The 23,425-nt window shown below is 62.5% G+C and carries 18 protein-coding genes; 9 read left to right on the top strand and 9 right to left on the bottom strand.

The features are described 5' to 3' along the window. Positions 1-349 precede the first annotated feature (349 nt). Both GBB18_RS00885 and GBB18_RS00880 read left to right on the top strand, forming a co-directional pair. Complete coding sequence (locus tag GBB18_RS00885) at positions 350-784, top strand: Pycsar system effector family protein (RefSeq protein WP_192795859.1); 435 nt, start codon at positions 350-352, stop codon at positions 782-784. A gap of 7 nt (positions 785-791) precedes the next feature. Then, the gene (locus GBB18_RS00880) at positions 792-1,523 is read left to right on the top strand and encodes an adenylate/guanylate cyclase domain-containing protein (protein WP_151640439.1); all 732 of its coding nucleotides are present in this window, start codon (positions 792-794) and stop codon (positions 1,521-1,523) included. Positions 1,524-1,532: 9 nt separating this feature from the next. Here GBB18_RS00880 and GBB18_RS00875 read toward each other — a convergent pair whose 3' ends face one another. Continuing rightward, entirely contained in the window at positions 1,533-2,228 is a 696-nt protein-coding gene (locus GBB18_RS00875) for an adenylate/guanylate cyclase domain-containing protein (protein WP_151640438.1), read from the bottom strand. A gap of 116 nt (positions 2,229-2,344) precedes the next feature. Continuing rightward, entirely contained in the window at positions 2,345-3,430 is a 1,086-nt protein-coding gene (gene ychF / locus GBB18_RS00870) for a redox-regulated ATPase YchF (protein WP_151640437.1), read from the bottom strand. A 122-nt stretch (positions 3,431-3,552) separates the two neighbouring features. Here ychF and GBB18_RS00865 point away from each other — a divergent pair, with 122 nt between their 5' ends. From GBB18_RS00865 to GBB18_RS00855, 3 genes are all read left to right on the top strand, one after another. After that, positions 3,553-4,950: an AI-2E family transporter gene (locus GBB18_RS00865; protein ID WP_151548838.1), complete on the top strand. Its 1,398-nt coding sequence runs from the start codon at positions 3,553-3,555 to the stop codon at positions 4,948-4,950. A gap of 36 nt (positions 4,951-4,986) precedes the next feature. Beyond that, complete coding sequence (locus tag GBB18_RS00860) at positions 4,987-6,150, top strand: DNA recombination protein RmuC (protein WP_151548839.1); 1,164 nt, start codon at positions 4,987-4,989, stop codon at positions 6,148-6,150. An 87-nt stretch (positions 6,151-6,237) separates the two neighbouring features. Then, positions 6,238-7,560 (top strand): DUF6542 domain-containing protein, encoded by a 1,323-nt coding sequence (locus GBB18_RS00855; RefSeq protein ID WP_370513253.1) that lies wholly within the window; start codon positions 6,238-6,240, stop codon positions 7,558-7,560. A gap of 84 nt (positions 7,561-7,644) precedes the next feature. Here the strand turns inward: GBB18_RS00855 and GBB18_RS00850 are convergent, their stop codons facing one another. Beyond that, complete coding sequence (locus GBB18_RS00850; protein ID WP_151548841.1) at positions 7,645-8,646, bottom strand: 4-hydroxy-3-methylbut-2-enyl diphosphate reductase; 1,002 nt, start codon at positions 8,644-8,646, stop codon at positions 7,645-7,647. A 167-nt stretch (positions 8,647-8,813) separates the two neighbouring features. Between GBB18_RS00850 and xseA the strand changes: the two genes are divergently transcribed. Next, on the top strand, positions 8,814-10,058 hold the full coding sequence (gene xseA / locus GBB18_RS00845; protein ID WP_151640435.1) for an exodeoxyribonuclease VII large subunit: 1,245 nt from the start codon (positions 8,814-8,816) through the stop codon (positions 10,056-10,058). 19 nt (positions 10,059-10,077) lie between these two features. Beyond that, the gene (locus GBB18_RS00840) at positions 10,078-10,320 is read left to right on the top strand and encodes an exodeoxyribonuclease VII small subunit (RefSeq protein WP_151640434.1); all 243 of its coding nucleotides are present in this window, start codon (positions 10,078-10,080) and stop codon (positions 10,318-10,320) included. A gap of 10 nt (positions 10,321-10,330) precedes the next feature. Here the strand turns inward: GBB18_RS00840 and GBB18_RS00835 are convergent, their stop codons facing one another. Continuing rightward, positions 10,331-10,912: a DUF4245 domain-containing protein gene (locus GBB18_RS00835; protein WP_151640433.1), complete on the bottom strand. Its 582-nt coding sequence runs from the start codon at positions 10,910-10,912 to the stop codon at positions 10,331-10,333. 273 nt (positions 10,913-11,185) lie between these two features. Between GBB18_RS00835 and glpX the strand changes: the two genes are divergently transcribed. Then, on the top strand, positions 11,186-12,193 hold the full coding sequence (gene glpX / locus GBB18_RS00830) for a class II fructose-bisphosphatase (protein ID WP_151640432.1): 1,008 nt from the start codon (positions 11,186-11,188) through the stop codon (positions 12,191-12,193). Positions 12,194-12,354: 161 nt separating this feature from the next. Here glpX and GBB18_RS00825 read toward each other — a convergent pair whose 3' ends face one another. Both GBB18_RS00825 and betT read right to left on the bottom strand, forming a co-directional pair. Next, the gene (locus GBB18_RS00825; RefSeq protein WP_192795858.1) at positions 12,355-13,944 is read right to left on the bottom strand and encodes an aldehyde dehydrogenase family protein; all 1,590 of its coding nucleotides are present in this window, start codon (positions 13,942-13,944) and stop codon (positions 12,355-12,357) included. 131 nt (positions 13,945-14,075) lie between these two features. Next, the gene (gene betT / locus GBB18_RS00820) at positions 14,076-16,166 is read right to left on the bottom strand and encodes a choline BCCT transporter BetT (RefSeq protein WP_255441551.1); all 2,091 of its coding nucleotides are present in this window, start codon (positions 16,164-16,166) and stop codon (positions 14,076-14,078) included. A gap of 421 nt (positions 16,167-16,587) precedes the next feature. On the opposite strand from betT, the gene betA reads away from it, so the two are divergent. Continuing rightward, positions 16,588-18,354 (top strand): choline dehydrogenase, encoded by a 1,767-nt coding sequence (betA, locus tag GBB18_RS00815; protein WP_192795881.1) that lies wholly within the window; start codon positions 16,588-16,590, stop codon positions 18,352-18,354. Positions 18,355-18,439: 85 nt separating this feature from the next. On the opposite strand, the gene GBB18_RS00810 is transcribed toward betA, so the two are convergent. The 3 genes from GBB18_RS00810 to GBB18_RS00800 all read right to left on the bottom strand — a co-directional run bounded on the left by GBB18_RS00810 (position 18,440) and on the right by GBB18_RS00800 (position 23,369). Then, a complete protein-coding gene (locus GBB18_RS00810) occupies positions 18,440-20,803 on the bottom strand; it encodes an ATP-binding cassette domain-containing protein (protein WP_151640430.1) in 2,364 nt (787 codons plus the stop codon). Further along, positions 20,800-21,732 carry an ABC transporter permease gene (locus tag GBB18_RS00805; protein ID WP_192795857.1) on the bottom strand — a complete coding sequence of 311 codons (933 nt, stop codon included), beginning with the start codon at positions 21,730-21,732 and terminating at the stop codon, positions 20,800-20,802. Before GBB18_RS00805 ends, GBB18_RS00810 begins: the two co-directional genes overlap by 4 nt. Before the next feature lie 98 nt (positions 21,733-21,830). Next, a complete protein-coding gene (locus GBB18_RS00800) occupies positions 21,831-23,369 on the bottom strand; it encodes an ABC transporter substrate-binding protein (RefSeq protein WP_151640428.1) in 1,539 nt (512 codons plus the stop codon). Positions 23,370-23,425 lie beyond the last annotated feature (56 nt).

The following is a 23,425-nucleotide window of genomic DNA, read 5'->3' as shown; positions in this document are numbered from 1 at the left end:
TTCCAGTCCAGAGCAACCTCTGGATCGACAGGTGGTGCGTCCGCTGCGGTCGCTCTGCAGCTGCGGGGCAGGAGCGCAAACCGCCTTCAAGCTCTATCCCGTGGCTGCCAGCTGCCGGGCCCCACTTGAAACGCGCGCGTAACGGACGGTCCTGAAGCATCTATGTCGACCTTAGTACCCTAGAGCTATGTTTCGAATGCCGTCCTGGCGCGGTGGACGACGGGCCACCGCGGGTCATCCGCACAACGCAACCACACCTGTCAGTTCGCCCGAACCGAACCCAGATCACGCATGGAAGACGCTCGCCTTGGTGAACGAGTGGATTCGGCACTCGGATGCGAAGGCCAGCGTGACGCTTGCCTTCACCGGGGTGATGGCAACGACGACATTCAACCTCGCAAAGGACTTTACTACTCGGACTGCACTGTTCGACACTCTCGTTGTCACGGCCTGTTTCTTGCTTTTCATGACCGGCGCTTTGTGCGGATGGACACTTACACCGAGAATGAGGGACAAGGATGCGGATCGGGACGCGATAAACAGGCTCTTCTTTGCCAGCATCGATCGAAATTTCAGGGGCAAGAGACAGGAGTACAGCGAGGTGCTCCAAACACTGACCTCTGAGCCTATTGAGCTGACGAAAGATCTCGCTGACCAGATACATGTCAATGCTCGGATTGCCACGGTAAAAGCAACCGCCGCAAAGTGGGCCATCCGATGCGCTCTCGTTGCAGGAGCCGCGATCGCAGTCCTAGCCCTCGTTGTCGGCATCACGAACAGGTAGGACGCAAATGGACGGCAACTATAGCCCGTATGACTGGACGGCCAGCTCGGCTCGGATCAAAGCGATCCTGGATCAGCCGGCGGGGGCGTATGAGGAGGTAGACGGGCTCCCTGGCCGAGACAAGCTCACGTTCTCCAACGGCTTCTATGGCATGTGCTCGGCGATCTTCATTGACATCCGAGACTCGTCCGGCCTGACGTCGAAGCACAAGAGGCCCGTTCTTGCGAAAATCTACCGATCTTTCATCTCGGAAATGGTCGCAGTCCTAAATTCCAGCTCCTATGTGCGCGAGGTGAATATCGTCGGCGATTGCGTATGGGCCTCCTATAGGACGACGCACGTCAACCACATCGACGATGTGTTCACTACCGCAGCGCAGGCCAATACTCTCCTCGAGCTCCTCAACCACCACTACGAGAAGGCAGGGATCACCCAGCTCAGCATCGGCATAGGCGTCGAGTACGGGCGGGTCCTCATGATCAAGGCGGGGTACAGCGGCAGCACGATCAACGACGTCGTGTACATGGGCGACGTCGTCAACAGGGCAGCTCATCTAGCGCACCTGGCGGGGCGCGATTGGGGATCGAGTCCAGTCGTCGTCGGGGAAGTCTTCTACACGAACCTGAACAAGAACAACCAAGCCCTACTCCGACCGCAGTGGACGTCCGGCATCGGAACCGTGTACCAAGGAAATCCCATCATCCGAGAGATGTACGAGTGGATTAGCTCCCTCAGTTGACCTCCAGTGTCAGACCGAACACCTGAACGTCGAACCGTAGATCCGATAGCCCATGTCGGAGGTCCCCAGGTCAGTCCACATGTCCCGCTTCGGAACACCCCCGAACTTCGAGGTCTCATTCAGCCTGCTGTAGACGTCGGCGGTGATGTAGGTCGGGTAGTGAGGATCGAGCGCGGCCAGCTTCGCCGCATTGTTTGCTGCGTCCCCAACCCACACCAGGTCATTACTGCCTCGGATGCCTGTTCGGGCGACGAAAAGCTTCGAGGTATCGATTCCAACCCGCTGCTTGAGCACGAAGGCGCTCTTCGGGTACTTCTCGGCGATCTTCGCTGCCACGATTTTCTTCGATGCCCAGTTGATCTGGAGCCCGCACTTCGCGGCGGCGGAGTTCTTCGAGTCCCCGATGAACACACCCATGACACGATCCCCGTCGTAGGCCGTGATGATACCGCCCCGCGCTCGAATGATCTTCGCTGCACAGTAGAGATAGCTCTTGTAGACCTCCGCAGCAAACCAGTCCTTGTGAGCCTTGACCATCTTCGTCGACGATGCAAGATCTGCGTAGAGGACAGTTGCCTCAAGCTCGACAGCAAGGTTCTTCAGCGGAAGGTCATCGGCGTCGGGCACCTTCCGGCCTGCGCGACGTTCCCATTGCTCGTCGACGGTCTTCTGGACGTACGCATCCAGTTCATATTTCAGACTCATGTCGAGGCTCCTTTCCCACGCTCACTTTAACCGCTCGCGCGATCAGCTAAGCCACTGCGCAGTGTCAAAGAGTTGCAGCAATAGGTCTGCTCGCGACCTGTCACATACACCAGGGGTTACACGTTGAACTTAAACTCCACCACGTCGCCGTCAGTCATGACGTAGTCCTTGCCCTCTTGGCGCACCTTGCCGTGAGCGCGGGCCTCTGCCATCGATCCGGCGGCAGCGAGATCCTCGAAGGAGACGACTTCAGCCTTAATGAAGCCCTTTTCGAAGTCGGTGTGGATCACGCCAGCGGCCTGGGGCGCGGTATCGCCCTTGTGGATGGTCCAGGCGCGGGCTTCCTTCGGGCCGGCAGTGAGATAGGTCTGCAAACCAAGGGTCTCGAAGCCGGCGCGAGCCAGAGAGGCCAGGCCCGGCTCATCTTGGCCGACGCTTTCGAGCAACTCTGCTGCTTCTTCCTCATCAAGTTCGAGAAGCTCCGCCTCGGTCTTAGCGTCAAGGAAGACGCAATCGGCGGGGGCGACGAGCTCGCGCAACTCCTGCTTGCGGGTGTCATCGCTGAGCACGTCTTCGTCGGCGTTGAACACGTACAAGAAGGGCTTAGAGGTCAAAAAGTGCAGCTCGCGGAGAAGGGAGAGGTCCACATCCCCAGATACGGATGCGGCGAAGAGCGTGCGGTCATCCTCGAGGATCTCCTGCGCCTTCTTCACCTCGGCCACCATCGGGGCCTTGTCCTTATCCTTCTTGGCTTCCTTCTCCAGACGCGGCAGGGCCTTCTCAATGGTCTGCAGGTCTGCCAAGATCAGCTCGGTCTCAATGACGGAGATATCCGAGCGTGGGTCCACTGCACCATCCACGTGGATCACGTTCTCATCGGAGAAGGCGCGCACGACCTGGCAGATGGCGTCGGCCTCGCGGATGTTCGCGAGGAACTTATTGCCGAGCCCCTCGCCCTCAGAAGCGCCTTTCACGATGCCGGCGATGTCCACGAAGGACACCGTGGCAGGGAGAATGCGCTCGGAGTGAAAAATCTCCGCGAGAGTGTTCAGGCGTGCATCGGGAAGCTCCACCAAACCCACATTGGGCTCGATGGTGGCGAAGGGATAGTTCGCAGCTAGCACGTCGTTGCGGGTCAGGGCATTAAACAGCGTGGACTTGCCCACATTGGGCAGGCCGACGATTCCAAGTGTAAGGCTCACGAGGCCTAATCCTAACAGCCGCGAGGCTCGGTCTTGGTGAGGTGTGCGTCGATAAGCCTGCTCCACCACGGGCTGAGCGTTCACGGTTTCGCACGAGAGGTTTTTTGGGCAAGATAAATGACGTGAGCACTTCCACTAATGACGGCAGCGACTCCGCCCGCCCAGAACAGGACCGCGCGGCGGAAACCACGAGCCTGAACGATGAGGCGTCCAGCACCTTCGAAGCACTGGAATCTGATCCCATCGATCGCTCCGTGGTGATCTCGGATCTGATTAAGGACTTCGCATGGTGGTGCGTGCGCATCCTCATCATCTTCGCCACCGCGCTCGGGGCGGGCTGGCTGGCCACACAGTTCTGGAAGGGCCTGCTTCCCCTCATCCTCGCCCTGCTCGTCTCCTCGGTGCTGGTGGGGCCCACGAAGCGGCTCCGCAAGCTCGGGGTGCCCGCCGGGCTGGCCGCGATTCTTGTGTTATTAGCGGCGGTGGCGCTGCTCGCCGCGATTGTCTCCTTGATTGCGCCGTCGATGATTCGGCAGTCCCAAACGCTGTATCTCCAAACCTTGGAAGCGGTGCAACGCTTCCAGCTCTGGCTACAAGGGCCGCCACTGAACCTGCAAGAAAAGGACCTCACCGAGGCCTTTCAGTCCGGAACCAAATGGCTACAGGAGCAATCGGGCAATATCGCCGGCGAGCTCTTCGCCGGGCTGGGCGCGGCCGCATCCGTGATGCTCACACTCGTCGTGGTGTTGGTGCTCACCTTCTTCTTCCTCAAAGATGGCGAGCGCTTCCTGCCCTGGATGCGTAGCTTCACCGGCCGGCGCGTGGGCTGGCATCTCACAGAACTGCTGTCTCGTATCTGGGTCACGCTCTCCGGCTATATCCGGGTGCAGGCGGTGGTGTCCTTCATCGACGCCTTCTTCATCGGCCTCGGGTTGATAGTGGTGGGCGTTCCGCTGGCGCTGGCCCTTGCCGTGCTGACCTTTCTGGCCGGCTTTATCCCCATCGTGGGTGCTTTTGTCGCCGGGGCGCTCGCCGTTGTGGTGGCGCTGGTCTCACTGGGTATCAAGCAGGCCATCATCATCCTCATCATTGTGCTGGCAGTGCAGCAGCTTGAGGGCAATGTGTTGCAGCCGATGCTGCAGTCCAAGGCGATGAACCTGCACCCGGTGATCGTGCTGGTATCCGTAACCATTGGCGGTAGCCTATTCAACATTATCGGCGCCTTCCTCGCCGTGCCGTTCGCGGCAACCGTGGCCGTTATTTTGCGCTATATCTCGGATGTGGTCTCGCTCCGCTCCGGCGAGAAGCGGGCCGAGGATATTTCCTTCATCACGCAGCAGGGCTCTATCTCCGGCAAGCACACCGAGAAAGAAGCCCGCGAGCGACACACCCGCCTGCTCCTCCCACTGCGCTTCAGCAGCGATGCTGGCAGCGACAACGCCGACGACGACGCGAAGCGCTCGCACCGCGACGCCCCGAACTTTATCGCTAATTTGTTCGACAATCGCTCTAAAAAGTAGGCCCCGTGTCCGGCTCTGCCTCTAAGGTGGGGAGCCATGACTAGCTTTGCCGCGATCCTTCTTGCCCTCATTGCGCTCGTGGTCGGCCTGGTGCTCGGCTGGATAGCCCGCGGCAACGTTGAGCGGGGCGCAGATGGGCAGGCGCGCCCGACGGATCCCCAAGCACTCGAAGCACAAGACCAGCCGGCACTCTCCCCTGCCCCAGCCCTAGAGTCTCATCTGGCGCCGCTGCAGGCCACGATGTCTGCGCTCAACGAGCACCTCAACCAGATGGAGCGCCGCCAAACCCAGGCCCATGCCGAGTTCAGCGGCCACCTCCACACCATGTTGCGTACCTCGGCACGGCTCTCGGATCACACCTCCAAACTCGTCACGGCATTACAAAACCCCACGGTGCGGGGCCGCTGGGGCGAGGTACAACTCGAACGGGTGGTGGAACTTGCCGGCATGGTGAAGCATGTGGACTTCGATACCCAAACCACCGTGAGCGCACAGGGCAGCCGCGTCCGACCAGATATGCTCATCCACCTCTCCGGTGGGCGGCACATCGTGGTGGATGCCAAGGCCCCTTATAGCGCGTATTTGGATGCGCTTGAAACCACCGATCCGGAAGAACACGCCGGCTATCTCCGGCGGCACGCGCATCTGCTGCGCAGCCACGTCACTGCCCTGTCCAGCAAGGACTACCAGTCAGCGTTTCAGCCCACTCCCGAATTCGTCGTGCTTTTTGTTCCCGCCGATCCTTTCCTCGACGCCGCCCTCGGCGCCGATCCGGAGCTGCTGGAATACGCCTTTTCCCGCGATATCGTGCTCGCCACCCCATCGACATTGATGGCGTTGCTGCGCACTGTGGCGCTGGGCTGGCAACACTATGAGGTCTCTGAGCAGGCCGCCGCCATCCAGCAGCTCGGCGATGAGCTCTACCGCCGCCTCGGCACAATGACCGAGCATTTCACCCGCATGGGCGCCAGCCTCGAGAAATCAGTAGACACCTATAACGCGGCCATGGCCTCCCTCGACTCGCGGGTATTGGTGAGCGCGAGGAAGCTAAAAGAAACATCCTCGGTTGGTGGCACTGCACGGCCGATCACTGCCCCCGCTGAGATCCGCACCTCCCCCGCCCGGCCGCGGCACGCAGCTCAGCCAGATTATCCTCATGCGCAGGGGATGCGCGCTCGGCACGAGGGGTTGACAGACTAGATCGCCGTATTCTGAGAAGCCTGAGAACACCGCCGTGGCGGCGTTCCTCGTGGATTAACACATGGTGAATAGGTAAGATATCGGTTCGTGCCAACCCAGCCACGACATAATCCCTCAGCTCACCGCCATTCTTCACCGCGCGGTGGTTTTTCGGGTTTGCCCACGTGGTCCTCCACCTCGATCCTGATCGCATCCCTTTTCACCGGGCTTGTGATCAGTCTCAATCAGCAGTCCTTGGGCGCCTTATACCTCATGGCCTTCGCCGTGGGTGCCCTTGCGACGGTGCTCTGGGTGGAACCCCGCGGCCTGACCCTCACCGTGGCGCAGATTCCTGTGATCTTCGGTATCGCCACCCCGTGTGCGGCGCTTTTGCTGGGCAAGTCCAATTCCGTCAACGGCGGCGATGGGCGATTATCCAAGACGGAGCTTTTGACTCTGATCTATCCGCTCGCGCAGTTCTTCCCCACTCTCATCGTGGTCACCCTCAGCGCTGCGGCGATCGCGGTGCTGCGCTATCTGCATCATCGCCGCACCAATGTGAAACTCGAGCGCAAGCTCAGCGCCCAGCGCAAACGGGCCAGCGATTCGGATCGCCGCAATCTCAGTACCACGGCCCGCGCCCGGGAGGCGGCCAACCGCTCCCGCCGCTATCGCGGCGAGTCGGGCAATTCCGAGGTCACCGTCGAAGACTTGTTGGAGCGCAACCGCGGGGATCGTAAGCGCTCGAAGAAGCGTGGCTTCCCGCGGGAGCACAAGCCGGCCAGCGAGCACTCTAGTCCCCTCGAACAGGGCGCGCCTCACCATCCCGAGGCACCGGCCCGCCCCGAGGCGCCGACCCGTGCCCGCGACTATGAGGAGATCCGCTCCCCGCGTATTCCTCGCCCGCACACGCCGAGCGCACCGAGCACGCCGGGCGCACCGCAACCGCCTGCTCCCACGCCCGGCGATCCCGCTTCGGCGGCACCCCGCGGTAGCGCCCAGCCGCACACCGGCCCCCGTCCGAAGGACACGCCCCGCCCTGGTGCCTCGAACGACGGCACATACCCGCGCCGTGCAGATGCACAGCAGCATCGCACGCCCCGCATCCGACGGCCGGACCACGAGAACCGTTTCCGTCGCCTCAAACGCGATGAGCGCGGCCGGCTGAGCGGCCGCCTGGACTCTCGGGGGATGCGCGAGCCACGCGCCTCCCGCGACTTCAGCACGACCCGAGGCGGCGATATGCCCCCGCGCACCCACACGGAAGGCTATCGCTCAGAGCAGCGTGGCGCGCAGGACAAGCAGCGCAGCTATCGCGGCTCCCGCGCACCCCATAATCCGCGCCGCGAGCCCCGGCGCGAACCCTTCCCTGGGCGCCCCGACGACCCCGACTCCTACGGCTTTCGTACACCTCCCCGCCGCGGGTACTAAACGCCCACACAGAGCAGAAGCACAAAGAACAGCGCGGTCCCGACACCTCCGTCGGGGCCGCGCTGGCCGCTATCTCGTCGTGCGTTAGCGCTTCTTGGTGCGATCGCTGGGACGCAGCACCCGCGGCAGAGAAAAGACGATCTTCTCCTGCGCGGTGGTTACTTCCTCGGCATCCCCAAACCCGTATCCCTCGAGGTACTCCACCACCTCTTGAACCAGGATTTCCGGCACGGATGCACCGGAGGTAATGCCCACCGTGCTCACGCCCTCTAACCACGCGGGATCAATTTGGTTGGCGTAGTCCACCAGATAGGAGTTGGCGGCACCGGCATCGAGGGCGACCTCCACTAGGCGCTTGGAGTTAGAGGAGTTCTGTGAGCCCACCACGATGATCAGTTCCGCTTGTTCGGCCACCTTCTTCACCGCCACCTGGCGGTTCTGGGTGGCATAGCAAATGTCATCGCTCGGCGGGTTCTCGAGATTGTCGTAGACCTCATGGAGCTTGTCGACGATTTCCATGGTTTCATCTACCGACAAGGTGGTCTGCGATAACCAGATGAGTTTTTCCTCGTGCAGAAACTCGGGCAGGGCCTCGATTCCTTCGAGTCCATCCACAAGGTGCACCACATCCGGGGCTTCGCCCGCGGTGCCCTCCACCTCCTCGTGGCCTTCGTGGCCAATGAGGATGATGTGATAGCCGGACTTGGCGAAGCGCTTGACTTCGTTGTGCACCTTCGTCACCAGCGGGCAGGTGGCGTCGATGGTGTCGTGGTTGCGCTCCGCGGCGGCCGCGTGCACCGCCGGGGACACGCCGTGGGCGGAAAAAACGAGGTGGGCGTTGGGCGGAACCTCGTCGGTGTCGTCGACGAAGATCGCCCCCGCCTTAGCTAGGGTTTCGACCACGTATTTGTTGTGCACGATTTCTTTGCGCACGTACACCGGAGCGCCGTATTTCTCCAGCGCACGCTCAACGGTTTCGACTGCCCGGTCCACGCCCGCGCAATAGCCGCGCGGCGAGGCCAGCAGAATTTTCTTCACGCCAGCGGCGTGGGGGTTCGTCGCAGTTGAGGTAGCAGGTGAACTCATGCGCTCAACAGTACTTGCCTTGCGTGCATGCACACCACACAGCCATGCCTAGCCCGCTAGACTGAATGTCTGTTCTTTTCCTCGCCGCATCATCGACGCTCAGGGCGCTGCCCGTGCGGTGAATGTGCGGGGAGGCGACGTCGATAAGCGCATAGGCAAAGAAGACTATGAATCAACAAGCGGCAAGCTCGGCAGAGAGCCCCTGGTCCGTCAGTCTGTTGAACTCCAAGGTCAAGGGCTGGATTCAGCGGCTGGGGCACGTGTGGGTGGAAGGCGAGCTCGCACAAATTAGTACGAAGCCGAGTTGGAAGCTGTCCTATCTCACGCTGCGTGATGTGGAGAAAGAAACCTCGGTGCAGCTCACTGTGCCCACGCAGATGGTGCTCCACCATGAACCGCCGCTGACCACCGGCGACCGGGTGGTGTGTTATGCCCGCCCCGCGTTTTATGAGGGGCGCGGCTCCTTTTCCCTGTGGGTGACGGAGATCCGCCACGTCGGCATCGGCGAGCTGCTGGCGCGCATTGCCCAGCTGCGGGAAACGCTGCAGCGCGAGGGGCTCTTTGCCCCAGAGCGCAAGCAAGCGCTGCCCTTTTTGCCCAACCGGATTGGGCTGATTACCGGCCGCGGCTCGGCCGCCGAACGCGATGTGTTGGCGGTGTCGAAGGACCGCTGGCCGGAGGTCGATTATCGGGTGATCAATACCGCCGTTCAGGGCTCGCGCGCGGTGCCGGAGATTATCGACGCGCTCCGGACCCTCGACGAGGATGAGAGCGTGGACGTGATCATCATTGCACGTGGCGGTGGCTCGGTGGAAGATCTTCTTCCCTTTTCTGAGGAGTCACTCCAGCGCGCAGTCGCCGCAGCCCGCACTCCTGTGGTCTCTGCGATCGGACACGAGCCGGACACCCCCATTCTGGACAATGTGGCCGATCTGCGCGCCGCGACCCCCACCGATGCCGCCAAGCGCGTGGTGCCGGATGTGGTCGCCGAGCGCCAGCTCTTGGCCGAGGCCAGTAGCCGTTTGGCCCAGGCGCTGCGGGGCTGGGTGGCCCGCCAGGAGGAGGCGCTGCAGGCACTACGCAGCCGTCCGGTGCTCGCCGATCCTTATCTGCCGATCACCCAGCGCGAGGAGCAGATTAGCCAGGCGCGCGAGCGGATTCGCCGCACCATAGAGCACAGTCTTTCTCGCGCCGAAACCCAGACCTCCAGCCTGCGCGCCCAGGTGACGGCGTTGGGACCGGCCGCCACTTTAGCCCGTGGCTATGCGGTGGTGCAGGCGCTGCCTCGGGATGGCTCTGATCCGGAGGTGGTCACCTCCATCGAGCAGGCTGGCCCAGCCACCAATATGCGCATCAGAGTGGCCGATGGTTCCATCGCCGCAGTGTCCATGCAGACCTTCCCCAAAGACTAAAAATTCCAAGGAGATTTCCATGTCCAACCCCAACACCTATGGCCACGGCACCCCGAATGATGACAGCTTCACTCCCATCGAGGAGTTGAACTACGAGGCCGCGCGCGATGAGCTCATTGAGATCGTGCGCATTCTGGAGCTCGGGCAGATGTCGCTCGACGAGTCACTGAAGTACTGGGAACGCGGCGAGGCCCTCGCCAAGCGCTGTGAACAGCAGCTGGCGGGGGCCCGCACAAAGGTGGAGGATGCGCTCTCCGAGTAGCGCTCGTGCATTAAGGCTTATCGACGCTCACTTCAATCGGTGTTGCCGCCGCGTAGGCTTCAGCGAGCGTGGCAAAATCCTCGGCATCGGCGCTACCGGCTAAGACAATGCGCACGTCTCCGAGATCCGCTCCCCAGAGGTCACGCCCGTGGCGATCCTCCTTGATATAGGTGGTGAAATCCATGCCGGCCACGCTCACGGGCTCGCCCTTGGTTTTTAGACCCGAGTCATTGGCTCGCAGCACATCCTCCAAAGGCTGATTGCTCTGCATCAGCTGAAGATAGGCGCCGCCTGTTGTCACCCATCCTTGAATCACCGCGGGCTGGCCATTGACGCTGCTGCGGCGCGCCGAATTAGTGATCCAGCCCTCGGGGTCAGCGGGCTGGCGCAGCTCAAAGTCCACGGCCCGCGCCTCCATGTGCAGCACGGTGGAGGCATCGACTTCCTGCACCGGGCCGTTTTCCGGGGTGCCGGTATTAAAGGTGCACAAACCGGTAAACGCCACCGACGCTGCCGCGATGCCCATGATCACCAGAAGGGTCATGCCGATATCTCGGCTGTCTTGGAACAATTTGGGTTTTTCGCTCGCCACGGGCTCAAGTATGGCAGAGACGTAGAGGCCACTCCCAATTGCTCCGGCCGACGAATGCCCGCTTGGGCATGACAGCCGCCACAGAGCCCCATTTCGGGTGCATAAATCGCCGCACGCGCTGCACAAGAGTGCAACAATAGACAGTGTGGGTTGTGCAGCTGGGTTCTCATTCCCACTCGGTGGTTATGCGCCACCGCCACCCACGCTCACCTAACCGGCTCTCACATGATGATGTGAGCGAAGCGCTACTTGCCTGCAGGAGGCTTTACACCTATGTCTAACCATTCTTTGGAGATCCCCGATCGGAACCTGGCGTTGGAGCTTGTTCGCGTGACTGAGGCGGCCGCGCTTGCCTCCGGCCGCTGGGTTGGTCGCGGCCAGAAGAAGAAGGGCGACGGCGCCGCTGTGGACGCCATGCGCAAGCTCATCAACTCCGTGCAGATGCGTGGTGTCGTGATCATCGGTGAGGGCGAAAAGGATGAAGCCCCCATGCTGTTCAACGGCGAAAAGGTGGGCACCGGTGAGGGCCCTGAGGTGGATATCGCCGTCGACCCGGTGGACGGCACCACCCTGATGGCCGAGGGCCGCCCGAACGCCATCGCTGTTCTCGCCGCCGCCGAGCGCGGCACCATGTACGATCCCTCCGCAGTGTTCTACATGCGCAAGATCGCCGTGGGCCCCGAGGCCGCCGGCACCATTGACATCGAGGCGCCGGTCAAGCACAACATCCACGCCGTAGCCAAGGCCAAGGGCATTGATCCCACCAACGTCACCGTGGTGGTGCTGGACCGCCCCCGCCACAACGATCTGATCCGGGATATCCGCGAGGCAGGCGCCAAGGTGCGCCTCATTCGCGACGGCGATGTGGCCGGCGCCGTGGCCGCCGCCCAGGACACTAACTCCGTGGACATCATGATGGGCACCGGCGGCACCCCCGAGGGCATCATCACCGCCTGCGCCATGAAGTGCATGGGCGGCGAGATCCAAGGCGTCTTGGCCCCCACCGATGACGCCGAGGTGCAAAAGGCCAAGGACGCCGGCTTGGAACTCGATACTGTGCTCACCACCGACGATCTGGTGTCCTCGGACAACTGCTTCTTCGTGGCCACCGGCGTGACCAACGGTGACATGCTGCGTGGCGTGAGCTACCGCCGCAACGGCGCCACCACCCGTTCGCTAGTGATGCGTTCGAAGTCCGGCACCATCCGCTTCATTGAATCCACCCACCAGCTGGCCAAGCTGCAGGAGTACTCCGTGGTGGACTACACCAAGCTGGACTAAGACTCACCCCCACTGCTGCCCTCTACGGACGACTGGGTAGACACACACCACCCCTCTGGCGGGGAACTCGGATGATCATCCGATACCGCCAGAGGGGTGGTGTTGTCTGGTGTGCGGGCTGCGCCGGCGCTACCGAGCGCTAGTCGGCTGCTGACTGGACACTACTCGGCGAACCAGCCAGTCACTGCGGGAGCAATGTTGTGATACACGTGCTTCTTTTCCTGGTACTCCTCCAAGCCGGTCGGCCCCAGCTCGCGGCCGATGCCGGACTGTTTCATCCCGCCCCACTCTGCCTGCGGCAGATACGGGTGGAAGTCATTGATCCAGATGGTTCCGTGGCGCATGCCGCGGGCTACCCGCTCGGCGCGACCGGCGTTGCTGGTCCACACCGCACCAGCCAAGCCATAGGTGGTGTCATTGGCAATGCGTACAGCCTCGTCTTCCGTGGTAAACGTCTCGATGGTGGCTACAGGACCGAAGCCCTCATCGTGTACGCAGTCCATGCTCTGATCGCAGCCGGTGATGATGGTGGGCAAGTAAAAATAGCCCGCGGCAAGATCGGTGGCACCAGTGCCATTGCCTGCGGAGGAATCCTCCGCGGTAGCGCGACGGCCACCGCAGGCGATAGTGGCGCCCTGTTCCTTGGCGCGGTCCACATAGGCGGAGACCTTGTTCAGATGCTCCTCCGAAATCAGTGCACCGGTTTCGGCGGCCTCGTCCCGCGGGCCACCGAGCTTGATGGCACTGGCGCGCTGTACCAGAGCCTCGGTGAAGCGCTCGGCGATGGATTCCTCCACGATAATGCGGGCACCTGCGGAGCACACCTGACCGGAATGGACGAAGGCGCCATTGAGTGCGTTATCCACGGCGGCGTCGAAGTCCGCATCCGCGAAGATCACATTCGGGTTTTTACCCCCCAGCTCGAGAGCGATGTTCTTAATCGTCTCTGCGGCGTTGCGGGCGATGAGCTTGCCGGTCTGCAGCCCGCCGGTGAAGGAGACCATATCGACATCGGGGCTCTGGGATAGCGGGTTGCCGCAGGCCGCACCGGCGCCGGTGACCAGATTGGCCACCCCATCGGGAAGCCCGGCCTCCCGCAGCACTGCCATAAGCAGCATCGCGGTGTGCGGAGTGAGCTCGGCGGGCTTGAGCACGAAGCTATTGCCGGCTGCCAGCGCCGGGGCCACCTTCCACGCCACCTGCAGCAATGGGTAGTTCCAAGGAGTGATCAGGCCACAGACACCAATGGGCTCGACATCGACACGCGAGCGCACATTCTCATTTCCTGGGTCCACTACCCGACCCGCATCATGCTGCGCCAAGGTGCCGAAGTACTCGAAGCTGGAGATGATGTCATCCATATCGGCCTCGGCCTCCACGACGCGCTTGCCAGTATCGGCAGCTTCGGCGCAGGCGAAGGTGTCCTTATTGTCACGGATAGCGGCAGCAACGCGCAGCAGCAGGGCGCCGCGCTCCACCGCGGGAACCTGACTCCACACCTGGGCGTCGAAGCTCTCGCGCGCAGCAGCGATAGCCCGCTCCGCATCCGCATCGGCGGCTTCCGAGACGTCTCCTACGACGCTGCCGTCTGCCGGGCAGCTGATCGTGCGGGTCTCGCCGGACGCTGCTGGCTGCCAGCGGCCGGCAATAAACAACGAGGCGGGTCCCTCAGCCCCGTGCACTCCCTCGAGGAGAGCGCAGGTGGTGGGGTCGAATACGGGCTCGGACGGGGTTGTGGCCACGTCGAACACACTCCTTTTTCATCGGGGAATATTTCAGAATGGTTTATGCCAACAGTCCACGCTACCTATCTTGTTCCGGTGGCGTAGGGACGCGGACTATCGGACACTGTGGTGCGCCTGCCCAACGGGCAGGCTCGTGGCTAGTTCTCTTCCCACACGCGGGCAGGGGCGGCCCCATCGGAGACGTCGGTATTGCCGCGGTTTCCTTCCTGCATGTGCAGGAACTCTAGGTGGCGTTCGAAGAGATCGAGCACGCTATTAAGAAGCTGCTCTTCGCTATAGCCGTAGACGTCATAGCCCAAGGATCCCTGGAGGTCGTGCACCTCGAGCCGGTAGTAGCACTCGGAGTCCGCGGTGGCCTTGCCGGCATAGGAGGGAACCTCGCCCACCACTGGGTAGATCTGGAAGCGGAAGTCCTTCTCTTCGCCGAAGCTGACGGTGAGATCCAGCTGGCTGACCTCGGAATCGGGAACCTCGGAGTACAGCAGCAGGCTAGCGAAGCCGAGATGGCGGATTTCTTGTGTCACCTTCTCCATGGCCGGCTTCGCCACATCCACCATGTAGCTTTGTGCATCCTCGGCCGAGGGCCAGTTGATGGCCCGCTCGAGGCGGCCCTGCCAGCCGCCACGGCTGCGCAGGCGACCCGACATCGCGGAGTGGATGGCCACCATGCGAGCCTCAGATTTATAGGCCTCGATGCGCAAGGACTTCCACAGGCTGTACATGATCAAATAGATCACCACGGTGAAAGGCAGGCCCATCACGATGGTGGCTGATTGCACGGTCACCACTCCATCGATGGCCAACAGCACGAGGGTGAGCACACCGACAATGGCCGACCACACGATGCGCGACCAGCTGGGGCCGTCTTGGCGGCTATTTTCGATTTTCGAGGTGAAGTTCGACAACACCAGCGCCCCCGAGTCCGCCGAGGTGATGTAGAGCAGCAGCCCCACAGCGGTCACCAGCACCACCAGGATCATGCCGGCGGGATAGGACTGGATGAGGTCATAGAACCCACGCTGGGGTTCCGCCATGGCCACGGCGCCGAACTCGTCGTCTCCACCGATGATGCGATCCAAGGCGGAGTTACCGAAGAAGCTCATCCACATCACGATGAAGAGGAACGGGATGGTGAGCGTGCCGAACACAAATTGGCGGATAGTGCGGCCACGGGAGATGCGAGCAAGGAAGAGCCCCACAAAGGGCGCCCAGGCCACCCACCATGCCCAGAAGAAGAGAGTCCAGGAGGCTAACCAGTCGCGGGTAGCCTGCGGGGTTTCCGAGAAGGCGTAGGTATCAAGTGTCCAATCCACGAAGTTCGCGGCGTAGTCCCCCACGTTCATCACGAGCGAATCGAAGAGGAAGGCGGTGCGCCCCGTGAACACCACGAAAAACATGAGCACCAGCGCGATGACCACGTTCAATTCGCTGAGCCGCTTAATGCCGCGATCCACACCTGATACGGCGGAGACGGTGGCGACCGCCACGGCGATCGTGACCAAGATGATCTGCGCGGCGGGCCCTTCTTCGATGCCAAAGACCATCTTCAAGCCGTAGTTCAGCTGCACCACGCCGATGCCGAGGGAGGCCGCGATGCCGAATACCGTTCCGAGGGTGGCGGCAATGTCTACCGAGTCGCCGATGGGGCCATGTATGCGGCGCCCGATGAGCGGATAGAGCGCGCTGCGCAAGGCCAGCGGCATGTTCAAGCGATAGGCGAAATAGCCAAAGGCCATGCCCATAAGCGCATAGAGGGCCCAGCCACTAATGCCGTAGTGGAAGAGCGCGAACACCACCGCGTCCTCTGCGGCCTTGCGGGTTTCCGCATCCCCTACTGGCGGGTTGTAGTACATGGTCACCGGTTCGGCGACGGCGAAGAAGATGAGGTCCACGCCGATACCGGCGGCAAAGAGCATTGAGGACCAGGAGAAGAGACCAAATTGGGGGCGCGAGTGATCCGGACCGAGGCGCACCGTGCCGGTGCGGGCGAGTGCGATCACCAGAACAAACACCACCGCCGCGGTGGCGGTGAGAATATAGAACCAGCCGAGATTCACCGAGATCCAGGCGGTGATCGATCCCAGCGCGGACTCGGCGGACTCCGGCGCGAGAGCAGCCCACAGCACCATGGCGAATACGCCCAGCACAGAGATGGCGAAGACCGGCATGTTCACCTTTGGCTTCTGCGCGATGCCGTCGCTGGTGCTGCGCTCTTCTGCGGCTGCCACGCCAGACGAATCCTCGGCTTGGCGCTCGTCACTTCTTTCTTTTCTATTTGTTGATCTGGACTCTAGGCTCACGCTCTCACTTCCTTAAAAATATGTTTGTCCACACACGTACTTATGAAAGGGAGTTAAACATGAAAAAACCTTCCACGTGCTTTCGAGGGTGCATTAAACTTCCCCAGAAAACAACCGACTAAGCCCCCTTGTCGAGGTATTCCCCCGCCCCTCCTGCCTGCCGAATCGACACTCATTACTCCAGCGTAGGGCACTGTAGGACGCCGCTGACATGCTACGGAACACTGTGTGGTAGCCAGCGGGACACGAAAGTCATTAGCATTAGTTCGGTAGGTTGTGATCATTTGTCAGACTTCTGTCAAGAGGAGGATTGTTCATCTTGGGTTTTAGCGACAGCCTGAAGAACGGTGTGAAAAAGCGTCTCGGGCTCGCCGAGGACACTGTGGAATTCGTGCAGGAGAAGCGACGCGATGTGATTGTGGTGGGCGGTGGCTCCGCCGGTTCCGTGATTGCTGCCCGCCTCAGCGAGGACGCCGATACTGATGTGCTGGTACTCGAGGCCGGCCGCATGGATTCACTGTGGGATCTCTACGTGCATATGCCTGCCGCGTTTTCCTTCCCCATCGGGAACAAGCACTATGACTGGCAGTACGAGTCCGACCCCGAGCCGGAGATGAACAACCGCCGCATCTACCACGCCCGCGGCAAGGTGGTGGGTGGATCGAGCTCCATCAACGGCATGATTTTTCAGCGCGGCAACCCCATGGATTATGAAAAGTGGGCGGATTCTGAGGGGATGCAGGACTGGGATTATGCCCACTGCCTGCCCTATTTCAACCGCATGGAGACTGCCCTCGCGGCGGATGAGGATGATCCCCGCCGCGGCCACAATGGCCCGCTGAAGCTCACCCGGGGCCCCGCCCAGACCCCGCTGTTCCAAGCGTTTTTCCGCTCTGTGCAGGAAGCCGGCTACACGCTGACCAATGACGTCAACGGCTACCGCCAGGAGGGCTTCGCCCCCTTCGACCGCAATATTGTTGGCGGCACTCGTCAATCCGCGGCTCGCGCCTATCTGCACCCCGCACTCGACCGAGACAATCTCGAGCTGCGCACCCGCGCCTTCACCCGCCGTGTCCTATTCGAGGGCACCAAGGCCGTGGGCGTGGAATATGAGTGGAAGGGCCATACCCGCCGCGTGTACGCCGACAAGGTGATTCTGTGCGGCGGCGCCATCAACACTCCGCAGCTGCTGCAGCTCTCGGGTGTCGGCCCGGCGGAGCTGCTCCAGGAGCACGGCATCGACGTGGTGGCCCCGTTGCCTGGCGTGGGCGAGAATCTGCAGGATCACCTCGAGGTCTATGTGCAGTACAACGTGACCAAGCCGGTGTCGATCATGCCGGCTCTGAAGATGTGGAAGCGCCCCTTCATTGGGGCGCAGTGGCTGGTGTCCAAGAAGGGCCCGGTCTCCTCTTCCCACTTTGAGGCGGGTGGCTTCGCGCGCTCGAATGAGGGGGAAAAGTATCCCAACTTGATGTTCCACTTCCTTCCGGCGGCGATCCGCTACGACGGCACCACTTCCGGCGCCGCCCATGGCTTCCAGTTCCATGTGGGCCCGATGTATTCCGATGCCCGCGGCCACGTGCGCATCACCAGCGATGACCCGCACGCCAAGCCCAGCATGTTGTTCAACTACCTGAGTACGGACCAAGACAAGCGCGAGTGGGTAGAGGCGATCCGCGTGGCCCGCGAGCTCTTGGACACCGAGGCCATGCGCGAGTACACCGACGGCGAGATCTCCCCCGGCCCCTCCGTCCAAAGCGACGAGGAGATCCTGGAGTGGGTGCGCAACGACGGCGAGACCGCGCTTCACCCCTCTTGCACCGCGAAGCTGGGGCCCGCCTCCGATGAGATGGCGGTAGTCGATCCGGAGACCATGCAGGTCCACGGCACCGAGGGGCTGTATGTGGTGGATGCCTCGGTGATGCCCGGTATCACCAACGGCAATATCTACGCGCCGACCATCATGATTGCGGAGAAGGCCTCCGATCTCATCGCTGGCCGCGAGCCGCTGGCGCCCAATAACGCGCCCTTCTACCGGGCCGATGCGGACATGCCGCTCTACGCTGAGGGCGAGGTAGCGAAGGACCACACGGACACTCCCCGCGGCGGGATTTAATCGCCCCGAGATGGCGTCGATAAGTATCGTGCTTATCGACGCTTTTCTCTGTCCTACCGTGCTGCACGGGGTGTATCTGCAGCGTCTAGGAATCCACGCTCCAACGGCTGACGTCGATCACGTGATCGGCGCGGTGCAGCACAGTGGGATCGTGGGTGATCGCCAGCACCGTAGTTCCCTGCTGCGCCAGCTGGTCGAGCAGATCCACGACTTCCGTGGCGTGCTGTGCGTCGAGGCCGGTGGTGGGCTCATCGACCACCAGAATGGGCCGGCCGGCGGCGAGAGCACGGGCAATGCTGGCGCGCTGGCGCTGCCCGCCCGAGCATGCGGCTGGCTTGTGATCCGCCACCGCGCTCAGCCGCACCGAGGCAAGCAACTCGTCCGCGTACGCCTGCGGATTCGGGTGCCCGCCGCAGACCGCGGCGCGCCGAACCTGATGCCGCAGGCTAAACATAGGATGCAGCGCCTGGGCGGCGTCTTGGGCGGCGTAGGCGCACTCCGCGCGAATCGGGCCGGGTCCGAGAAGCCCCAAGATATAGCGGATGAGCGTAGTTTTCCCGCAGCCGCTCGGGCCGCTCAACACAGTGAAGCTGCCGGCGGGCACGCGGAAGTGGACGTCGTGGAGAAGCAGCTCCCCCTTCGCCGTGTACACCTCCATGCCCTGCACGCTCAGGCCACCATGATCTTGGAACACAGTGCCCTGCCCCGCCTCCGGGCGCGGCGACACCTCAGCGGAACCGCTGCCCGCATGTGGCGGGTGTTCTTGCCGCTCTGCTGTGTCTCCGCAGGGCAGTTTAGCCACGGTTGAGGGCCTGATGATGGTGCGTGTGTCCTGTTCTTCCACCACCACAACCTGATCGCACACTCGCCGCAGAAAGTCCGGGTCGTGGCTGCTGAGAACAATGGCAACCCCGCGGGCTGCCGCATCCTCGAGCACGCGCGCCACCGCATCGACGGCGGCGGAGTCAAGACCAGTAGTGGGCTCGTCCAAGACGAGAATCTCTGGCGCATGGGCCAGGGCACGCACTAGTGCCAAGCGAGTGCACTGCCCGCCGGACATGCGCGCCAAGGAGTCAAACTTTTCTGGATCGAGGCGCACGCTCCGAGCAACCGCATCCACCGCTTCCCTATCGATCGCGCGCCGAGGCCGGCCGTCTCGAATAATCGACCATTGGGAACGAGCCGTATCCACGGTGGTGGCCGCGTCTTGCTCGACGAGACCGCAATGCTCGCGGCGCCAGCGTCGCCACCACCTATCGCTGTGCTCGCTTGCGTGCGTATCAGTGGGAAAACGCCTACCGCCCAGCCACACCTGGCCCGTCACCTGCAGAGCGGGTGCGGGACAAGCGGCGAGCAGCGAGAGCAGCGTGGATTTTCCACTGCCAGAAGCACCACTGATCCCCAGGATCTCGCCCGGTTGGACACGCAAGGACTGCACCTCGATGGGCGTAGAGCCCGGATATGCTAGGCGCAGCTGCTCCACCGCGATGCGCGCAGAGGGCGCGGTCTCGTGTGCTGCCGCAGGCCCGTGTTCCGGCGCCGCGGCGGCCGCAGTGTTGGTTCCGCGACGCTGCGGGGTGTGCGCAGAGCGCAGAGTTGGCGGCTGCACGGCATTGACCAGCACATCGAAAAACAAGACGACGACGAGTAGCAGCGCAACGATAGCGCAGGTCGGGGCAATAACCGCTGCTGGATTCAGCATGACCCCAGAGAGATTTTCTCGGATCATGAGCGCCCAATCCGCCGTGGGAGCCGTGGGCCCCAGCCCGAGGATATGCACGCTCACCATCAACTGCATCGCGGCCAGACACCGCACTGCGGCATCGGCAACGATGAGGGGAAACAACGCCGGCACCATCTCCCGGAGAGCAATAGCGGCGGTGCTTTCGCCGCGCACCCGAGCAGATTCGATAAAGCCCGCGGTCGTTAGCGGCGCCGCCGCCGCGCTGAGCTGGCGCATGCCCTGCGGCACCCCGAGTAATAACATGGCCGCTGATACCGCGATCCACGCCGGAAAGATACTCGCCGCCGCAAGCACCACCACCATTGCCGGGATCGCTAACAGGGATGTGGACAGACGGTTGGCCACCCGTCTCCACCGCGGGCGTTGCACAGCGAGAAGGGACAGCACAGTGATGAAGAGGGTGGTCACAGCACCAATCGGCAGCGCCACCAAAAGACGAGCACCGCCTGCTAATAATCGCTGTCCCACGTCACGCCCCAAGGCGTCGGTGCCCAGCAGCCCCACCTGTTGGTCATAGGGAAACGACACTGGGTGCACCGTATCGCCGGCCCGCACTGGCCCGTAGAGCACCAGCGCGCACACCAGCGCCATCAGCAGGCTGACTACTACAGCTGCTATCTGGGTTCCTGGCCACCGCCTGCTGCGGCGGGACTCGGCGCCGGCCACGCTGGTGCGTGGCTGCTGCCGCATTCTTTTCCCGCTCATCGCTTCACCCGCCTCTCGAGGGCAACGCTGAGCACATCAGCGCTGGTGTAGACCACGACTGCGATGCAGGACAGCACCAGGGCGATTCCCTGCACCACCGGCATGTCGCGTGCCCCGAGGGCGCTGGCGAGCAGCCCGCCCACACCGGGATAATTCAGTAGCGCTTCCACCACCACACCAGCTCCCAGCAGGCCGACGGCACTAATCGCCGCAGTGTGGAGCACCACGGGTGCCATCCGGATTGCCACGCAACGCCAGAGCCGCTGCAGCAACGGCATGCCGCGTCGTTGGGCCGAGACATACAGGGGCAAAGCGAGCAGCTCCTCTGCGGGGCCGCGCAGGATCCGCGCCACCCAAGCAGCAACGGGGATGGCCAGCCCGAGCACTGGGAGCACGAGCTGCTCGGGCGATCCCCACGGTGATTCCCCGAGAGGGATCATGGTCACAGCCGGTAGTAGCCGCCACTTCACCGCGAAAAGCAGGACGAGCAGCACCACCACAATGGCCTCTGGGATCGCAGCGCAGGCCGCGACGAATGCGCTGAGCACAAAAGCGCTCGGGCGACCGCGCAGCACGGCCTGAATCAGTGCCCCACCGATACCGAAGGTCATCGCCAAGATCCACGCGGGCAGCACGACGGCAGATGAGGCACCTAATCGATGGGTGACAGTACTGAACACATCGGTGCCCCCGATCCAACTCGTTCCCAAATCGAGCTGCAGGGCGCTCCACCACCAGCTAGCCAGCCGGTACACCAACGGCTTGTCGAGGTCATAGTGGGTGCGCAGGCGCTCGGCGGCATCCTGGTTCGCCCCAGCGAGCTGGGAGGCGAAGTCTCCAGGAAGCCACGCAGTAATCAGGAACACGATGCTCACAACGACCAGCAAGGTCACAAATGCAGAGCCAACATTGCTCAGCACACGGCTCATCACCGCTGCACCTTTCGGCGCCTTGCTATCGGCGGTGGGTGGGGCTTTTTTCATCGCGGCTCCTGTTTAGCTGACTAGCTGATTAGCGTCGTGCGGAATTAGGCGGTTTCGACCCCATCGAGGGTGTAGCGGGCGGAGCCATCCCGCCAGCCGCTGACTCCATCTGCCATGCAGTCCAAGCCGCTACCGAAGCCCCACACGACCCAGCCGCCTTCTTCTGCCATACGGTGGTGCAGCTTGCCGAGGGCCTCGTTACGCTCCTTGTCGTCCTGGATGCTCATAGCGTCAGCGAAGTCCTTGTCGAACTCTGGGTCCTTAAAGCCCGTCTCGGAGAAAGCAGCGGAGGAGAGCACCGTCTGGCGCACGGTCACCGCAAAAGGAGTGTTGGTGTACATGCCCACAGTGAAGGGCTCCACGGTGTAGGCGGTGGACCAATAGGTGTCAGGGGCGTGCTCTTCGATCGTGACGCGAATGCCCGCCTCTTCCAGTTGCGCTGCGGCAACAGTAGCGGTGGTCATCATCCCGGGGTAGGACTGGGTGCTGTGCAGCGTCAGATCCAGGCCATCCGGGTGTCCCGCCTCGGCCAGCAGCTTCTTGGCCTTCTCCACATCGCGCTTGATGGGGGTGACATCCTTCGGCACCGAGGGATCGTTCTGCTTGATCATGTCATAGCCCACAGATCCATAGCCTAGGAAGACCTGCTCAACGAGCTTCTCCCGGTCCAGCGCGAGCTTGATGGCGTCTCGAACTTCCTTCTTGTCGAAGGGGGCAGTATCAACGCGGAGCAGCAGCGGATAGGTCTCGTAGCCGGGGCGCTGCCGGATGGTGTAGCCGGACTGCTGCTCGAGAGACTTCGCGGCTGCTGGGGCGAGCGAGGAGGCAACCATGACTGCGCCGGTGGATACGGCGTTTGCCATCGCCTGCGGATCGCTGAAGCCGATGATCTCCACTCGTTGTGCCCGAGCATCGCTACCCCACCAGTGCTCATTGGGGCTCAGGACGGCATTGGTGCCTTCCAGCGCATCCTGCACGAATGGGCCGGAAGCGATCGGCGAATCGAATTCGGTCGTTCCGTCCTTGACCACGAGGATGAAACCAGCCAGCATGCGCGGCAGCTCCGCATCCGGCACGGAGGTCGCCAGCTCGATGGTGTAATCATCGACAATGCGCGAGGCCTTAATGTCCACGGTGCCCAAGCGCACACCGTTTTGTTCCTTCATTTCGTCGATACGGTTCAGGCTGTAGAACACGTCTTTCGCGGTGAGCGGGGAGCCGTCCGCGAATTGGGCGTCCTCGCGAAGATCGAACACCCAGCGGGTGGAGTCCTCGTTCGGGGTCCACTTCGTTGCAAGGCGCGGCACGAGGTTTCCGTCATCGCTGAGGAGCAGCTGATCGTACACGCAGCTGAGGCGGAACCAATCGGACTCGGAGAACAGCGAGCCATGGGGGTCGATGGAGGCTTGGCTGCCTGCAGCAACGGAGGCGAAAGTCAGGGTCGCGTCCGCGGAATCGGCGCCACCGGAGGACGAGGACTGTGCACTGCTGCTGTCGCTGTTACTAGAGCCACAGGCTGCGAGTACGGCACCGGCGATGCTTAAGCCGGTGACAGAGAGGAATCGGCGGCGGTTCATTGCCATGTCAGTCTCCTATGAGAGTGGGCTTTCGCGCTCGGGCGAAAGGATGGGTGATGAGA

Source organism: Corynebacterium sp. 11A (assembly GCF_008930935.1).
Taxonomy (GTDB): Bacteria; Actinomycetota; Actinomycetes; order Mycobacteriales; family Mycobacteriaceae; genus Corynebacterium; species Corynebacterium megadyptis.
The sequence above is the reverse complement of the archived record's forward strand: the minus strand, read 5'-3'. Positions and strand labels throughout refer to the sequence as shown.

Excerpts from the sequence above, each read along its gene's own strand:
- GBB18_RS00810 (WP_151640430.1), bottom strand. The coding sequence starts at position 20,803 with ATGAGCGGGAAAAGAATGCGGCAGCAGCCACGCACCAGCGTGGCCGGC.
- GBB18_RS00805 (WP_192795857.1), bottom strand. The coding sequence starts at position 21,732 with ATGAGCCGTGTGCTGAGCAATGTTGGCTCTGCATTTGTGACCTTGCTG.
- xseA (WP_151640435.1), top strand. The coding sequence starts at position 8,814 with ATGAATCAACAAGCGGCAAGCTCGGCAGAGAGCCCCTGGTCCGTCAGT.
- GBB18_RS00860 (WP_151548839.1), top strand. The coding sequence starts at position 4,987 with ATGACTAGCTTTGCCGCGATCCTTCTTGCCCTCATTGCGCTCGTGGTC.
- GBB18_RS00800 (WP_151640428.1), bottom strand. The coding sequence starts at position 23,369 with ATGGCAATGAACCGCCGCCGATTCCTCTCTGTCACCGGCTTAAGCATC.
- GBB18_RS00875 (WP_151640438.1), bottom strand. The coding sequence starts at position 2,228 with ATGAGTCTGAAATATGAACTGGATGCGTACGTCCAGAAGACCGTCGAC.
- GBB18_RS00880 (WP_151640439.1), top strand. The coding sequence starts at position 792 with ATGGACGGCAACTATAGCCCGTATGACTGGACGGCCAGCTCGGCTCGG.
- GBB18_RS00850 (WP_151548841.1), bottom strand. The coding sequence starts at position 8,646 with ATGAGTTCACCTGCTACCTCAACTGCGACGAACCCCCACGCCGCTGGC.
- GBB18_RS00840 (WP_151640434.1), top strand. The coding sequence starts at position 10,078 with ATGTCCAACCCCAACACCTATGGCCACGGCACCCCGAATGATGACAGC.
- glpX (WP_151640432.1), top strand. The coding sequence starts at position 11,186 with ATGTCTAACCATTCTTTGGAGATCCCCGATCGGAACCTGGCGTTGGAG.